At 74.1% G+C, this 15,132-nt stretch carries 15 protein-coding genes; 3 read left to right on the top strand and 12 right to left on the bottom strand.

Translation table 11 applies throughout. The features are described from left to right. Positions 1-31: 31 nt before the first annotated feature. The 11 genes from NP075_RS13340 to NP075_RS13390 all read right to left on the bottom strand — a co-directional run bounded on the left by NP075_RS13340 (position 32) and on the right by NP075_RS13390 (position 9,788). Entirely contained in the window at positions 32-805 is a 774-nt protein-coding gene (locus NP075_RS13340; RefSeq protein ID WP_227565665.1) for a hypothetical protein, read from the bottom strand. A 92-nt stretch (positions 806-897) separates the two neighbouring features. Continuing rightward, the gene (locus tag NP075_RS13345) at positions 898-1,122 is read right to left on the bottom strand and encodes a hypothetical protein (RefSeq protein ID WP_227565666.1); all 225 of its coding nucleotides are present in this window, start codon (positions 1,120-1,122) and stop codon (positions 898-900) included. 139 nt (positions 1,123-1,261) lie between these two features. Further along, positions 1,262-1,924 carry a response regulator gene (locus tag NP075_RS13350; protein ID WP_227565667.1) on the bottom strand — a complete coding sequence of 221 codons (663 nt, stop codon included), beginning with the start codon at positions 1,922-1,924 and terminating at the stop codon, positions 1,262-1,264. Beyond that, positions 1,921-3,126 carry a sensor histidine kinase gene (locus NP075_RS13355; RefSeq protein WP_227565668.1) on the bottom strand — a complete coding sequence of 402 codons (1,206 nt, stop codon included), beginning with the start codon at positions 3,124-3,126 and terminating at the stop codon, positions 1,921-1,923. Before NP075_RS13355 ends, NP075_RS13350 begins: the two co-directional genes overlap by 4 nt. After that, positions 3,126-4,037 (bottom strand): type II secretion system F family protein, encoded by a 912-nt coding sequence (locus tag NP075_RS13360; RefSeq protein WP_227565669.1) that lies wholly within the window; start codon positions 4,035-4,037, stop codon positions 3,126-3,128. The genes NP075_RS13355 and NP075_RS13360 overlap by 1 nt, the downstream gene beginning before the upstream one ends. Further along, positions 4,034-4,960, bottom strand: a complete 927-nt coding sequence (locus NP075_RS13365) for a type II secretion system F family protein (protein ID WP_227565670.1) — start codon at positions 4,958-4,960, stop codon at positions 4,034-4,036. The genes NP075_RS13360 and NP075_RS13365 overlap by 4 nt, the downstream gene beginning before the upstream one ends. Further along, positions 4,957-6,333 (bottom strand): TadA family conjugal transfer-associated ATPase, encoded by a 1,377-nt coding sequence (locus tag NP075_RS13370; protein WP_227565671.1) that lies wholly within the window; start codon positions 6,331-6,333, stop codon positions 4,957-4,959. The genes NP075_RS13365 and NP075_RS13370 overlap by 4 nt, the downstream gene beginning before the upstream one ends. Then, complete coding sequence (locus tag NP075_RS13375) at positions 6,330-6,689, bottom strand: TadE/TadG family type IV pilus assembly protein (RefSeq protein WP_227565672.1); 360 nt, start codon at positions 6,687-6,689, stop codon at positions 6,330-6,332. The genes NP075_RS13370 and NP075_RS13375 overlap by 4 nt, the downstream gene beginning before the upstream one ends. Beyond that, positions 6,686-8,254, bottom strand: a complete 1,569-nt coding sequence (locus NP075_RS13380; RefSeq protein ID WP_227565673.1) for a CpaE/TadZ family protein — start codon at positions 8,252-8,254, stop codon at positions 6,686-6,688. The genes NP075_RS13375 and NP075_RS13380 overlap by 4 nt, the downstream gene beginning before the upstream one ends. Next, positions 8,254-8,982, bottom strand: coding sequence for a Flp pilus assembly protein CpaB (gene cpaB / locus NP075_RS13385; protein WP_227565674.1), 729 nt, complete (start codon positions 8,980-8,982; stop codon positions 8,254-8,256). Before cpaB ends, NP075_RS13380 begins: the two co-directional genes overlap by 1 nt. Continuing rightward, positions 8,979-9,788 carry a hypothetical protein gene (locus NP075_RS13390; RefSeq protein WP_227565675.1) on the bottom strand — a complete coding sequence of 270 codons (810 nt, stop codon included), beginning with the start codon at positions 9,786-9,788 and terminating at the stop codon, positions 8,979-8,981. Before NP075_RS13390 ends, cpaB begins: the two co-directional genes overlap by 4 nt. Positions 9,789-9,945: 157 nt before the next feature. Between NP075_RS13390 and NP075_RS13395 the strand changes: the two genes are divergently transcribed. The 3 genes from NP075_RS13395 to NP075_RS13405 all read left to right on the top strand — a co-directional run bounded on the left by NP075_RS13395 (position 9,946) and on the right by NP075_RS13405 (position 14,114). Next, positions 9,946-10,329, top strand: coding sequence for a DUF192 domain-containing protein (locus tag NP075_RS13395; protein ID WP_227565676.1), 384 nt, complete (start codon positions 9,946-9,948; stop codon positions 10,327-10,329). A 213-nt stretch (positions 10,330-10,542) separates the two neighbouring features. Continuing rightward, positions 10,543-12,378: an ABC transporter ATP-binding protein gene (locus NP075_RS13400; protein WP_227565677.1), complete on the top strand. Its 1,836-nt coding sequence runs from the start codon at positions 10,543-10,545 to the stop codon at positions 12,376-12,378. Next, positions 12,375-14,114 carry an ABC transporter ATP-binding protein gene (locus NP075_RS13405; RefSeq protein WP_227565678.1) on the top strand — a complete coding sequence of 580 codons (1,740 nt, stop codon included), beginning with the start codon at positions 12,375-12,377 and terminating at the stop codon, positions 14,112-14,114. Before NP075_RS13400 ends, NP075_RS13405 begins: the two co-directional genes overlap by 4 nt. Before the next feature lie 45 nt (positions 14,115-14,159). Here the strand turns inward: NP075_RS13405 and NP075_RS13410 are convergent, their stop codons facing one another. Further along, positions 14,160-14,975 carry an SURF1 family protein gene (locus NP075_RS13410; RefSeq protein WP_227565679.1) on the bottom strand — a complete coding sequence of 272 codons (816 nt, stop codon included), beginning with the start codon at positions 14,973-14,975 and terminating at the stop codon, positions 14,160-14,162. Positions 14,976-15,132 lie beyond the last annotated feature (157 nt).

Below are 15,132 nucleotides of genomic sequence, written 5' to 3' on the forward strand. Positions count from 1 at the left end.
CGCCGCCGGATGGATCGCGACAGGTCGGACATCATCGCACGAGGCGCGGTTCGAGCCGGGCGTCGAGCCAGGCGCGCCCCGCGTCGAGCACGTCGGACCGGTCCCGGTCCCAGGCTCCGGTGTACCCGTCGCAGAGGAACCGGTAGCTGGTGCCCCAGATGGGCACGGGCGGTGGCGGCGGGGTCGGCGACGGGGTCGGCGTCGGGGTCGCGGCCGGGTCCTCCGGCGGGGGCGTGGGCGTCGGGGAGGGCTCGGGCGGGGGCTCGTAGCCGATGATCTCCGCCCGCGACTCGAGGCGGCAGCTGCTCAGGGTGACACCGACCTCGGCCGCACCGTTGCGCACCGTCCGCCCGTCGTCGCCCTCGACGACCTCCCCCTGGTCCCGCAGCGCGACCCGGAGCTCGACGCGCCCGTCGCCGCGGTCGAGGGAGTACGTGCCCGGGACGAGGTCGGCGCCGTTGCGCGACGCGTAGGTCGCCGCCTCACCGATGCCCGTCGACGCCGGCAGGACCGACGCGAGGCTGACCCCGACCGCGAGGCCGGGCACGGAGTCCAGGGCGAGCACGCGCACGCGCTGGGCGGCCGCCAGGGCCGCGGCGTCCGCGGCGTCCTCGCCCTGGTCGGAGTTGGCCGTCAGCTGCATGATCGGCACGACGGCGGCCATGAGCAGGACGAGCGCGGCGAGGGCCACGATCAGGGTCAGCCCCGAGACGGCCATGCCGTCGTCGTGGCGCGCCGACCACCGCAGGGCCGCCCGCAGCCCTTCGACGGCCCGTGCTCGACGGACCACGCTCAGCGCACGCATGCGCTCCTCCTTCGTCAGCCGGACGACGCGCCCACCCCGGACAGCACGACGAGCCTGCGGCACCGAGGGTGCCGCAGGCTCGTCGTCACCTGTCAACGGTTGAGCGAGTCCTGGATCTCCTGCGCACGGTCGCCCACGATGCCCTCGACGTCGATGATGTCGAGCGCGCCCATGACGGCGACGATGAGGACGGCGGCGATCACGAGGATGCCGACGTACTCGAGCATGCCCTGACCGGCCTCACGGTCCTGGCCGGCGAGGCGGGCCTCGACCGCGTTCTGCAGACGGACCTTGGTGTTCACGAACATCCGAGTCATCGCTGTCTCCATCTCGTCGCGCCGGCCGCCCGGCTCCGTGTGGCGTTCCGGCTGGTGAGCCGGTCGTGTGCTGATGACCGAAAACCTACGGTCCCTCCCGCACCCGCCGACGGGTCCGTGGACCCAAACACGGGCCCAATCAGGTCCCGACGCGGTGTGGGCTCGTCGACCCGCCCAGCCACACCGAGACGGCCTCCGCCCGGGTCCGGACGCCCAGCTTGGCGAAGATGTGGTTGATGTGGTTCTTGACCGTCTTCTCGGACAGGAAGCACTCGCGCGCGATGTCGCCGTTCGTCCGCCCCGCGGCCACCAGCTCCATCACCTCGATCTCGCGCGACGACAGGCCGGCGTCGGGCCGCACGGGCGCGGCCGGGGCCGCGGGCGACGACCAGGCGGACCGCATCGCGACCGCCGCGGGCGACGACAGGACGAACGACCCCTGCGCCACGGCCAGGATGGTCCGTTCCAGCTCCCCGGCGTCGAACTGCCCGTGCACGAGGTACCCGACGGCACCGGCCTCGACCGCGGCACGCACCACCTCCGGCGCGTCGGAGTACGTGAGCATGAGGACCTTGCTCCAGGCCCGGACCTCGGCGGCGACCTGCACGCCGTCCCGGCGCGGCATGCGCACGTCCAGCAGCACGACGTCGGGCACGGTCTCGCGCACGACGCGCACCGCCTCCTCGCCGTCGCCGGCCTCGCCGACGACCCGCACGGTCGCCATGGCGCCGAGCAGGCTCCGCAGACCCATCCTGATCACCGCGTTGTCGTCGACCACGACGACGCTCACCTCGGCCGTCACTGTGCTCCTCCCGTCACCGTCGAGCGCTCCCGCGGACGCGACGCGCGCGCGTCACCGACCGGCGACCACGTCACCGTCACGGACGTGCCGTCACCCGGCGCGGAGTCGACGCGCAGCAGTGCGCCGACCATCTCCGCCCGCTCGTACATCCCGACCAGCCCGAAGTGGCCGGCAGGGCCCTCCCCCGGCGGCCCGGGCACGAACCCGACGCCGTCGTCCCGCACGCCGGCGCGCACCGCCTCGCCCACACGCTCGAGCGTCACGGCGACGCGGGAGGCGCGAGCGTGGCGGACCACGTTCTCGAGCGCCTCCCCGACGATCGCCAGGACCTCGTAGCGCACCGAGGTGGGCAGGTCGACGGCCTCGTGCGCGGTGAACGTGCAGCGGACGCCGGTCTGCGCCTGCCACGCCCCGCACAGGTCGGCCAGCACCTCGGCGAGGGCACGGTCCGGCTCGTCGCGGCGCATCCGCACGAGGAGCTCGCGCGCCTCGCGGGCGGCCTGCTCCGCCCCCACGGCGAGGGCCTGCGCCTGCTGCCGCGCGACGGCCACGTCGCGGTCGATCCACGCCACCAGCCCCTGCGCCCCGAGCGCCAGGCCGTGCAGCGACTTGCCCACCGAGTCGTGCATCTCGCGTGCGAGCCGCGCACGCTCGTCGGCCGCGGCCGCGTCGCGCTGCGCCACGCCGAGCGCGTGCACCGCCTCGACCTGCTGGCGGTGGGCGGAGCGCACGCTGACGCCGATCGCGAGCAGCGACACGTACAGCAGCGGCACACCCAGGTCCGACATGAAGCCCCGCGCCTCCGGCTGCACGGGCGAGGAGATGGCGACCAGGTAGTACCCGGCGCACAGCACGGCGGCCGCACCGATCGCGACGCGCCGCTCGACGATCACCCCGACGATGAGGGCCACCGGGAAGGTCGCCAGCACCAGGGGTGACTCCACGCCGAGCGCCCAGACCACCGCGAGGTTGATGAGGACGTCGATCACCAGCACCAGGGGGTGCCGCATCGCGAAGTCCATGGTCCGCTGGTACGTCAGCATCGCGAAGGTCGTCGCGCTCAGCACCAGCACGCAGGCCAGCAGCGGTCCGGTGATCAGCTGACCGACCAGGCCGATCAGCGCGATCATGATGGCGAGCAGGCGCAGCACGAGGGCCACGCCGACGATGCGCCCGGCGAAGTCCCGCTCGGGGTGCGCCATCACAGACTGCCCAGGAGCGCCGTGAAGTCGAGGTCGGAACCCAGCACCAGTCCCGTGAGCAGCAGGATCATCGCCGCCGGGACCAGCAGGATCGTGCTCGTCAACGTCACCTTGGGCGCCGTGCGGGCGGCGGCCTGCCGCTGCCGCTGACCGGAGTCGCGGCGCATGTCGATCGCGATCTGGCGCAGCGACTCCGCGAGCGGCGCACCCAGCTCCTGGGACTGCAGCAGCGCGGAGACGAACTGCCCGACCGGCTCGGACGACGAGCGCCGACGCAGGTCGGAGAAGCCCTCGCGCACCGAGGCGCCGTTCGCGATCTGGTGCAGCGTCAGCTGCACCTCGTCCGCGAGCGCCCCCGCGAACTGCTCGGAGACCCGCCACAGCGCCTGGCGGAAGTTGACGCCCGCCATCACGGTCACCGCGAGCACGTCGAGGAAGTCCGGCAGGTCACGGTCCATCTGCTCGCGGCGTACCCGTCGTGCGCGGTCGAGCCTGCCCAGGGGGATGAACACGGGCACGAGCAGCACGAGCAGGGCGAGCAGCACGTAGCCCTGGATCGCGGCGAGCAGCCCGACGGGAATCACCAGGACGAGCCACCACGCGACACGGCCGAGGAACCCGTCGACCGTCATGCCGTCCGGCCGCCCGGCCTCGTCGATACGACGCTGCAGGCTCGCGAGCCGGCGCGCGCCCAGACGCCGCCGGATCGGCGGCACCAGGCGGTCGGCGAGCCGCTGCAGCGGCGACGTGCCCTCGGCGCGACGCCGCTGCTGCCCGCGCAGCAGCTCGAGGTCCTCCACCGCGAGGGTGTCGAGGGCGTCGGTGCGCAGCTGGCGGTACCCCGTCATGAGCAGCACGACGGCGACCGCGCCGACCAGCGGGACCAGCACACCCAGCAGCAGCGCGTTCACCCGTCGAACCTCGTCATCCTGCGGATCGCGACGAACCCGGCGAAGAACAGGCCACCGGCGACGACGAGCGCGGTACGGCCCGCCCAGGACTCGGTCATGGCCTGGACGGTGCCCGGCTGGATCGTGTTGAGCAGGAAGAGGATGGCCACCCCCATGCCGATCACCGCGTACCCGGTGACCGTCGCCTGGGCGAGCGTCGTCTTCACCTCGCGGCGGGTCTCCTTGCGGTCGTCGAGCGTGTCGGCGATGTCGCGCAGCGCCGTCACGAGGGAACCACCGCTGCGCGCCGAGACCAGGAGCGTCGAGACCAGCACGCTGACCTCGCGGGACGGCAGCCGCCCCTCCAGCTCGCGCATCGCGGTCTCCAGGCTGCCGCCGAACCGCAGGCGCGAGGCGACGCGCTGGAGCTCGACACCGGCCGGTGCCTGCAGCTCCTCCGCGGCCACGGCCACGGCCGACGCGATCGACAGACCCGCGCTGGTGGCGTTCGACAGCACCCGCGCGAGTTCCGGCATCTGCGCGATGAACTGCTCGTTGCGGCGGTCGCGCGCGCGGGCGAGCCAGACGCGGACCGCGACGACACCTCCCGCGAGGCCCGCGAGGGCGAAGACCGGCGCGAGGCCGGCCGCCAGGATCCACGCCAGAACCACCCCGACCCCCGCCGCGACGGCGACGACGAGGACCGGGGAGCGGCGCTCCTCGCCGGCCAGCAGCAGCTGCCGCTGCGTCCACGCACCCGCCTTCGTCCGGGCGAACACGCGGTCCCACTGCGCCACCCGGCCCTGCCACGTCGGCACGGGCTCGTCGGCCACGCCGGACAGGATGGTGCGCCGGCGGGTGGACACCGACGTCAGCTCGACGACGCCGGCGACGAAGGCCACGGTGGCGACGAACACGAGGGCCAGGACGAGGACGAGGGTCACGACGTCGCCTCCCACTCGGGGGTCTCCTGCTCCGCGGCCGCGGGCTTCGGGCCCTCCCCGGCGATCCGGAGGCGGTCCACGAGGACCTTGGGCAGCGGGTGGCGGACGAACGCCCCCGGCGTCGCGCCGTCGCCCGGCGCCTCGGGGTCCCAGTGCATGATCGGAGAGATCTGGAAGTCCTCGCGGTGGCGGGACGTCACGTACCCGACCTCCACCACGCGCCGCGTGCCGTCGGAGCCGCGCAGCAGCTGGACGACGATGTCGATCGCGTTGTTGACCTGGTCGCGCAGCGCGTGGAACGGCACCTCGACGTCGCTCATCGACGCGAGCGTCTCCAGGCGGATGAGCGCGTCGACCGACGAGTTGGCGTGCACGGTCGCGAGCGAGCCCTCGTGGCCCGTGTTCATCGCCTGGAGCATGTCCAGGGCCTCGCCACCGCGGACCTCGCCGACGATGATGCGGTCGGGCCGCATGCGCAGCGCGTTGCGCACCAGGTCGCGGATCGTGACCTGGCCGTGCCCCTCGACGTTCGCCGGGCGGGTCTCCAGGCGCACCACGTGCTCCTGCTCCAGCGAGAGCTCCGCGGCGTCCTCGATCGTGATGATCCGCTGCCGGCCCGGGATGAAGGCCGACAGGGCGTTGAGGAACGTGGTCTTGCCGGACGACGTGCCGCCCGAGACCACGATGTTCGCGCGCATGCGGACGCACGCGGCGAGCAGGTCCGCGGTCGGCTGGTCGAGCGTGCCGCGACGCATCAGCTCGTCCAGCCCGTAGGAGCGGGGGAACAGACGGATCGTCACGGTCGGCCCGTTGAGCGCGAGCGGCGGCAGGATCACGTGGACGCGCGCGCCGCGCGGCATGCGGTCGTCGGCGGGCAGACGTGCGTCCACCATGGGGCTCGACTCGTCGACGCGCCGGTTGACGGTCGAGACGATGCGGTCGATCGTCTGCCGCAGCTGCTCCTCGTTCGCGAACGAGGTGGTGGCGCGCTCGATCCGGCCGAACCGCTCGACGTAGATCGTGTCGTGCCCGTTGATCATGATCTCGGAGATGCTGTCGTCCGCGATCAGCGGCTCGAGGACTCCGAGCCCGATGGACTCGTCGACCACGCGCCGGATCAGCGAGTTGCGCTCGCGGGTCGACAGGATGACGCCCTCGGTCGACACGAGGTGGGCGACGACGCGCTCGAGCCGCACGCGGCGCTGGCCCGCGTCGAGCCGGCCCAGCTCGTGGAGGTCCACCTCGTCGAGGAGCTGGCGCTTGAACTGCGTCACCAGCTGCTCGTCCACGTCGTTGCGGACCGCGGCCATCGACCCGTTCGACGGCGCCTCGAGCCCCGCGGGACGGCCCCAGTCCGCGAATCCCTCGCTCATCGTCCCGTCCTCGGCATGGCGACCTGGCGCCCGACGTCCATCGTGAAGATGGGACCGTCGACGGTGACCTCGACCCGCACGGTGTCGCTCGCGGGGTACTCGATCCGGTAGGTGGAGTCACCCGGCACGGACCGGGCGACGGCCAGCGGCACGGACCTGCCCAGGCTCAGTGCCCGGGCACCGTCGCGCGCCGCCTGGTGCGCCACGTGGATCCCGATCATGAACGAGATCATCTGCACGATGGCGAACAGGACGACGCCCATCACGATCACCGCGCCGACGACCTCGATGGCCGCCGACCCCCGGTCGTCGTCGCGTGCGGACGGTCGCCGGACGGACGCCTGCAGCAGCCTCACGGCTCCACCACCACCTGTCGGTCGATCGTCATCTCCCACGGCGTGCTGCGCAGGCCGGGGGCCAGCAGCGGGACGTTGGCCGTCACCTGGACCCGGCCCGTCGTGACGTCGCTCTCCACGCGCACCGTGTCGCGCATCGTGTCCGGCACCCGGTCGCGGGCCGCGTCCAGCACCCTCGTCGGGTTCTCGCGCAGCGCCGTGGCGTCCGCCGCGGCGGACGCGGCGTAGCCGGTCCACACGAAGGTCAGCCCCGCGACGACCAGCTGCAGGAGCCCCATCGCCATGAGCAGGACCCACGGCAGCACGGAGATGAACTCCATGGCCACGGCGCCCTCGTCGTCGTCGCCACGCCGGCGCCGCGCACGCGACCTGCGCGCGGGCTCCTCGCCCTCGCCGGCCTCGGACGTCTCGCGTCGGCCGACGCCGAGGGTCTTGCCGATCCCCCGCAGGGCCTGCCACCACTGCGCGTCGGTCATGTACTCCGGCGACCGCGAGTTCGTCGACTGCTCGAGCCGACGCCCCTGGTCCGCGATCGCCACGTCCAGCACCGGCGAGGGCGAGAGCCGCTGGACCGTGTCCGGCTGGATCTCGTCGGCACGGGCGTGCTTGTTGAGCACGACGTGCACCGCGTCGGGCTTGCGGACGGCGAGCTGCTCCCACCAGCCCACGTTGCGGCGCAGCCCGCGGATGCTGACGAGGTCGGGGGTGGTGATGACCACCACCTCGTCCGCGATCTCGACGACCGCCGCCTGCACCGGCGTCACGCGCGCGCCGACGTCGACGACGACGAGGTCGTACTGCTGGCGGACGAGGCCGACGATCTGGCGGATGGCCTGCGGCGTCACGAAGCCCGCGTCACGGACGTCCTCCGGCGGCAGCAGCAGGTGGATGCCGGACTCGTGCTCGTACACCGCGTCCGCGACGGTCCGCAGCGACAGGTCGTCGGCGACCTTGGCGAGGTCCGCGACGGACGTCCGGTGCCGCGCCTCGAGGACGGAGCTGACGTCGCCCTTCTCCAGGTCCAGGTCGACGAGCAGCACCTTGCGGTCCGGCAGCTCGCGCCGCACGTCCCAGGCCAGGTGGGTCGCGACCGTCGTCACGCCGACCCCGCCCTTGGCGCCGGACAGCGCGAGGACGAGCGCCCGGTGCCCTCCCGCGCTGTCCGACCGGTCGACGAGGAACTCCCGCAGGCGGGCCGACCAGTCGAGGGCGTTGGAGACGCGCTGCTGCACCTCGGCGAAGCTGAACGGGTACGACAGGACACCGCGCGCACCGGCGTCCATGGCCTGCGCCAGGACCTCGGGGTCGGCCTCCCCCGCCACGACGAGCGACACGCTCGCCGGACGGCGCAGCGTGAGCTCACGCACCACCTGGTGCATCGGCTCGGGCCCGAGCCGGTCGTGCACCAGGACGATGTTCGGCTCCCGCTCCACGACGCGGGCCACGAGCTCCGTCGTGCTCTCGGCGACCGCGAGGACCTCCAGGTCCCCGACCTCCGACAGCTGCGAGCGCAGGTCGTACGCGAGCGACTGGTCCGCGCACCCGATGATGACGGTCCCGGCCATCAGCCGACGCTCCCCTCGGCCACGGCCTGCCCGCCGAGGTCCTCGGCGTCGAAGTCGTCCTGCTCGTCCGTGCGGTCCTCGCCCGTGCCGGTCGGCAGACCGACGAGACGGACCTCCTCGGCGAACGCGGCGGCGTACGTCACGGCCAGCGCGTCGTTGGGCTCGAGCGCCAGGGTCACCGGCACCACGGCGGCCTCACCGGTCGGGCTGTCCTCGTCGAAGCGGACCTGGCTGCCGCGCACGGACACGACCCGCACGTTCTTCACCAGGACCCGCACCTGCTTCGGGAGCCCGGGCACGTCGGAGAAGACCGCGTAGATGTCGACGTAGTCCCCGGGACGCACACGGTCGGCGATGCCGGTGATCTGGTTCACCTGGATCGCGATCTCGCGCTCGGTCTCGGACAGGTCGGACGGCGGCACGAGCATGTCCTCGGACAGCAGCGTGCCGGCCCCGACGTTGAACCCGATGCGACGGCCGAGCAGGTCCTCGGCCTCGACGCGCGCGGTGTCCGACAGCCACCGGGCCGGCACCTCGTCGGTCTCGATCGACGACTCGTCGAGGATCGCGTACGCCGGCAGGTCGTCGGCGGCGCGGTACACCGTGACGACGGAGCCGACCTGGCTCTGCACGTTGCCGACGTAGCTGGCGATGACGAAGAAGACGACGACGGCGAGGACGGCGGACAGCAGGATGAACAGGACGCCTCGACGCTGGCGGGGGTTCACGCAAGGACTCCTTGGGGATCGACGACCGCGGGCCGTACGTGGCAGAAGGGGCAGGTGTCGGAGAACAGGAGGGCGTCGCACACCGAGCAGCGACCCCGGGCGGGGGGCAGCTCCATGCGCTGCTCGAGGGGCAGCGCGACGAGCTCGACCGCCGTGTCGACGCCCACGCGCCCGCGCACGTCCAGCGCGAGAGCGGGCAGGTCGACCGTGCTGGCGGCACCGGCGGTCGTCAGCACGTCGGGCAGCGCGGCGGCCGGGATCCGGCCGATGCCCGCGCCGTACACGTCGCCGCGCCGCAGCTCCGGCTCGGCCGCCGACGCGCGCCCCACGAGCCGCGCCTCCGGCAGCGGGCCGGAGAACGTCACGACGAACCCGTCGCCCCCGGGGAGCCACGACCGCAGGTGCTGCCCGACGGCGACCTCGGGGTGCTCCAGCCGCGCGACGCTCGGCGTCCAGGCGCCGCTCCACGTCTCGGCGATCAGGCGGTCGGCGATGACCACCGCGATGCCCGCGTCCACGCCGGCGGCGGCGATCTGGTTGGCCATCAGGAGGATCGCGGCGGGCCCGTGGTGCGTTGCGCGCCACGCGACGTGGCAGCCCCTGTCCGAGGCGAGGGCGGCATGCTGACGCACGAGGGGCTCATGGCGCTTTTCACCCAGCAGAAGGATGTGCGGTGCACGCCCGTCGAGCCGTTCGACCAGTGCGGGGAGGTCGCCCGGGGGGACGAGCAGCAGGGAGTCGCTCTCGAGCAGCTCCCGCGCGTCGGGGGTGGGCGGCACGAGCGCCGACACGACGATGCGATGCATGGATACCGTGCTCTCCTCGGTGCCGTGGCCTGCGTGGGCACAGTGGCGGCCTCCGGGCACCGCGAGGTGTGCGGTACACGGGGGGAACGTGGGGACGTGCGGCCCGGCGTGTGACGTGGGGAGCACCGGACGTCCGGATGATAGTGGGAGGCCTGTGATGAGCAGCAGGAATGCTCGGCTGATCGTGGACGGCAGGGACGTGGCGCAGGTCGTCGTCGCGGACACCTGGGCCCGGCGCGCCCGCGGCATGCTCGCGCGCAGGTCCCCGCCGGAGGCGATGTGGTTCGTGGGCGAGAGCGGCGTGCACGGTGTCGGGATGACCCGGTCGCTGGACGTCGCGCTCCTGGACCGCGAAGGGCGGGTGCTGGCCACGACCGTGCTGCGCCCGTTCGGCATGACACGTCCGCGGCGCGGCGTGGCGGACGTGCTGGAGGCCGCGCGCGGCAGCTTCGACGCCTGGGGCCTGGCCGTCGGGAGCGCGCTGGCGCGCCGTGGCGACGGCGTGGCGCAGGCAGACGGCTTCCGAGGCATGCTCACATGATCGACACCCGGGGCAGCGGGACGTAGGGCCCACGGACCGATTCACCTGCCGGCGGTGGGCCCGGCGACCCACCGCGGCGGGTCGGTGCGTCCGGCTCGCCCGACCTGTCCGGAGACCCTCGCCCCGACGGACCGCGGGGGGCCCGCCGCATCGCGTCGTGCGCCGCGATAACCCCTTCGGGGATGTCGGCACCGGCACGTAACGTTGCCCGACGTGCGCTCCCTCCCCCTTGCCGACCCCGGCACCCCGCCGCTGCGTGGGCCCGCCGCCTACCTGTGGTGGACGGCCCGGCGCCAGTGGGGCATCCTCCTGGCCGCCGTCGCGTGCGGCGTCGTGCAGTTCGCCTGCCAGGCGTTCCTCCCCTTCCTCACGGGACGGGCGATCGACGGCGGGCTCGAGCACGGCTTCGGCCCGGACCTGCTCCGCGCCGCCGGCGCGCTGCTGAGCCTCGGCGTCCTGAGCGCGGCCGCCTCGGCGGTGGGCCACCGGTTCGACGTCGCGAACTGGCTGCGCGCCGCGTTCACGACGTCACAGCTGGTGGGACGCACCACGGCACGCTCCGGGCACGCCGTCACGGCCGAGCTCCCGACCGGCGAGGTCGTGTCCGCCGTGGCGAACGACGCCCTGCGCGTCGGCGACCTGTTCGCCGTCACCGCGCGGTTCATCGGGTCGCTGACGGCGTACGCGGCCGTCGCGGTGCTGATGCTCCAGGTCTCGGTCCCGCTGGGCCTCGTCGTCCTGCTCGGCCTGCCCACGGTCGCGGCGACGCTCGGCCTGCTGGTCAAGCCCCTGCAGCGACGCCAGTCGGCACAGCGGGAGGCGTCGGGCCGGCTGACCACGCTGGGGTCCGACACCGTCTCGGGGCTGCGCGTGCTGCGCGGCATCGGTGGGGAGTCGGTGTTCACGGGTCGCTACCGCCGGCAGTCCCAGCTCGTGCGCGAGCGCGGGGAGAACGTCGCGGTCACGCAGTCCTGGCTCGACGCGCTGCAGGTGCTCCTGCCCGGCCTGTTCGTCACCGCGCTGGTGTGGATGGGTGCGCACATGGCGCTGGACGGCACGATCACGCCCGGGCAGCTCGTCACGACCTACGGGTACGCGGCCTTCCTGGGGTGGCCCGTGCAGAACGCGACCGAGTTCCTCCAGTCCACCACCCGCGCCGTCGTGGCGACGCGCAAGGTGCTCGCCGTGCTGCGCGTCGTGCCGGCCGCGGGGGCCACGCCGGGCGCGGCCGCCATGCCACCCGCCGGGTCGCCCCTCGTCGACGAGGCCAGCGGTGTCACGCTCGAGCAGGGCCGCGTCGTCGCGCTCGTGTCGGCGGACCCCGACGAGTCGGCCGCCATCGCCACCCGGCTCGGACGGTTCGACGACGACGCGGAGGCCGGTACGCCGGTGCTGCTCGGGGGCGTGCCGCTGCGCGACCTGCCCCTGGCCGACGTCCGGCGCCGCATCGTCGTCGCCGAGGCGATGCCGCAGCTGTTCTCCGGCAGCCTGGCCGCCGGCCTCGACGTGCGCGGCGGTGCCGCCCGCGAGGACCTCCTCGCGGCCATCGGCCTCGCCGACGCGCAGGACGTGCTCGACTCCGTGCCCGACGGCCTGGACGGGGAGCTGCCGGAGAAGGGCCGGTCCCTGTCCGGCGGCCAGCGCCAGCGCGTGGCGCTCGCCCGGGCACTGGTCACGGAGGCCGAGATCCTCGTGCTCGTCGAGCCCACGAGCGCGGTCGACGCGCACACCGAGGCGCGGATCGCCGCTCGCCTGTCGGACGCGCGCCGCGGCCGGACGACGCTCGTGGTCACCGCGAGCCCGCTGGTGCTCGACCACGTCGACGAGGTGCAGCTCGTCGCCGACGGCCGGCTCGTCGCCCGCGGCACCCACGCCGGGCTGCTCGACGGCGTCGCGGGGCGCGAGGTCGCCGCCAGCTACCGCCGCGTCGTCGGCCGGCGCATGGACGACGACGCACCCGTCGAGGAGTCGTTCGACGACGCGGGACGTCCCGACCTCGCACCGTACGACCTGTCCCCCGTCGACCAGTCCACCGGAGGTGCCGCGTGAAGCTCCCCATCGCGGACGCGGCGACCGTGCGCGCCTACGCCGCCGAGCTGCTGGGCCGGCACCGCCGCCGCCTGGGGGGCCTCGCGGCGCTGCACACGCTGGCGGCCGTCGCCGGCCTGACCGGTCCGCTGCTCCTGGGCCGGCTCGTCGACGCGGTGACGCGCGGCACCGACGCCCGGTACGTCAACACGCTCGTCGTGATCGGCGTGACGGCCGTGCTCACGCAGACCGGCCTGATCCGGTACGCGCAGCGGGCCTCCATGCTCTTCGGCGAGAAGGTCTTCGCCGAGCTCCGCGAGGAGTTCCTCGAGACCGTGACGTCCCTGCCGCTGTCGGTCGTCGAGCGGGCCGGCACCGGCGACCTCGTGGCCCGCACCACGAACGACGTCAACAAGCTGCAGCACGCCGTCCGGTTCGGGGTGCCGCGGGTCATCGTCGCCGTCGTCACCATCACGCTCACCGTGGTCGCGTGCCTGGTCATCGACCCGCTCGTGTCCCTCGGCCTGTTCCTCGGCGTGCCGACGATGGTGGTGATGGTCCGCTGGTACCTGCGGCGCGCGACGCCCGCGTACGTGCGGGAGTCGGCGGCCTACGCCGTGCTCAACGGCACGATCACCGAGACGGTGGAGGGCGCACGGACCGTCGACGCCCTCGCCCTGGCCGACGCGCGCGAGCAGCAGGTGCGCGACGACCTGCGCGAGGCGTTCGACGCCGAGCGCGCCACGCTACGGTTGCGCACCATCCTGTTCCCGGGCGTGGACCTCGCGTTCGTCCTCGCGCCGGTCGCCGTCCTGGTCTGGGGCGGGTACCTCGCGTCGACCGGCCACGTGACGCTCGGCGCGGTCACGACCATCGTGATGTACGCCTACCAGGTGACCGGGCCGGTGTGGGAGCTCATCTTCTGGGTCGACGAGATCCAGGTCGCCGCCACGGCCCTGGCCCGCATCGTCGGCGTCCGGCTGGTCGAGACCGACCGGGAGGCGTCGGACGCGCAGCCCGTCGACGAGCGCATCTCGACGCGCGGCCTGCGGTACGCGTACCGCGAGGGCCACGACGTGCTGCACGGCATCGACCTCGACCTCGCGCCCGGCGAGCGGCTCGCCGTCGTCGGCCCGTCCGGGGCCGGCAAGTCGACGCTCGGCCGCATGATCGCCGGCATCCACCCGCCCACGGGCGGCTCCGCGACGGTCGGCGGCGTGCCGCTGGTCGACCTGCCGCTCGAGGAGCTGCGCGGGCACGTGGCCCTGGTGACCCAGGAGCACCACGTGTTCGTCGGCACGGTCGCGGACAACCTGCGCCTGGCGAAGGTCGAGGCGGACGACACCGAGATCGAGCGCGCGCTGCGTGCCGTCGACGCGTGGGAGTGGGTGCAGGGGCTGCCCGAGGGCCTGGCCACCGAGGTCGGCTCGGGCGGCACGGCGCTGACGCCGGCGCAGGCCCAGCAGCTCGCGCTCGCGCGGCTCGTGCTCCTGGACCCGCACACGCTCGTGCTCGACGAGGCGACGTCGCTGCTCGACCCGCGCGCGGCACGCCACCTCGAGCGCTCGCTGTCCGCGGTGCTCGCCGGGCGGACGGTCGTCGCGATCGCCCACCGCCTGCACACCGCGCACGACGCGGACCGCGTGGCCGTGGTCGACGCGGGCCGGATCAGCGAGATCGGACCGCACGACGAGCTCGTCGCCGCGGGCGGCGAGTACGCCGCGCTGTGGCGGTCCTGGCAGCACGAGTCCGCCTGACACGGGGCACCGCGGCCGTCGCGACGGCGGCCGCGGTCCCGCCCGTCAGCGTCGCGCCGCGAGCGCGTCGTCCTCGGCCTCGGCCGGTGCGTCGCCCGGCAGCAGGGGCCGTCCCGCCGCCTCGTCGCGCACCAGGCGCCACCAGAGAGCGGCCACGAACAGCCCGAAGATCCACCACTGCGCCGCGTACGCGAGGTTCTGGATGTTCAGGCCGGAGCCGGCCCTGGTCGGCGGGTCGAGCGGCTCGAGACCGGCCTGCGCGGCCGGGTCCGCGGGGTCGCTCGTCTGCACCACGAGGTAGCCGGTGTAGACGGGACCGCCCCAGGTCGTGAGGAGCTGGGCGGGGCTGATCGCGTCGGTGCGTCCGTCGACGACGGGGTCGCCGGCCGCCTCGCCCACCTGCAACCACCCCACGACCTCGACGGGTCCGTCCGGCGCGGACGGGACGTCGTCCCCGGCCGTCCACCCGCGCACGACGGGCAGGACGGCCGTCCCCTCGTCGGTGGGCACGAGCAGCGGCGTCAGGACGAGGTTCCCCTCGCTGCGCGTGTCGTGCGAGCGGCCCGTCACCAGCAGCGTGGCGTCGTCGTCGTAGGTGCCGGTGACGACGGCCTTGCGCGCCACGAGGTCCCCGACGAAGGGGTCGCCGGGCGCCAGCAGGTCCGCGAGGGGCTCGGGGTCGGCGGACAGGATGCGCTCGGCCTCCCGGTCCGCCGACAGCGCGCCGCGCACCTCGGCCCGCTCGAGCTGCCACACGCCGAGCCGGGCGCACACCGCGGCGGCGGCCAGCAGCACGACCAGCAGCCCGAGCATGCGCGGGCGGAGCGCGGCGCGCCACAGGGAGGTGGGGGTGTCGGCCACGTCTTCACGGTACCCGCCGCGGCCGGCCGGCCGGTGCGTCACCCGCGCCGCGCACGACGATGCCCCTGCGGTGGCGCCGCATGTGCGCTTGTATGGCTGTGGTCAGGAGCACAGACGATGTGGGCCGGACGTCCCACCTCTCGCCCCGACCTGACGG

Source organism: Cellulomonas wangsupingiae, assembly GCF_024508275.1.
Taxonomy (GTDB): Bacteria; Actinomycetota; Actinomycetes; order Actinomycetales; family Cellulomonadaceae; genus Cellulomonas; species Cellulomonas wangsupingiae.

Excerpts from the sequence above, each read along its gene's own strand:
- NP075_RS13380 (WP_227565673.1), bottom strand. The coding sequence starts at position 8,254 with ATGGCCGGGACCGTCATCATCGGGTGCGCGGACCAGTCGCTCGCGTAC.
- NP075_RS13390 (WP_227565675.1), bottom strand. The coding sequence starts at position 9,788 with ATGCATCGCATCGTCGTGTCGGCGCTCGTGCCGCCCACCCCCGACGCG.
- NP075_RS13355 (WP_227565668.1), bottom strand. The coding sequence starts at position 3,126 with ATGGCGCACCCCGAGCGGGACTTCGCCGGGCGCATCGTCGGCGTGGCC.
- NP075_RS13345 (WP_227565666.1), bottom strand. The coding sequence starts at position 1,122 with ATGACTCGGATGTTCGTGAACACCAAGGTCCGTCTGCAGAACGCGGTC.
- NP075_RS13395 (WP_227565676.1), top strand. The coding sequence starts at position 9,946 with ATGAGCAGCAGGAATGCTCGGCTGATCGTGGACGGCAGGGACGTGGCG.
- NP075_RS13370 (WP_227565671.1), bottom strand. The coding sequence starts at position 6,333 with ATGAGCGAGGGATTCGCGGACTGGGGCCGTCCCGCGGGGCTCGAGGCG.
- NP075_RS13340 (WP_227565665.1), bottom strand. The coding sequence starts at position 805 with ATGCGTGCGCTGAGCGTGGTCCGTCGAGCACGGGCCGTCGAAGGGCTG.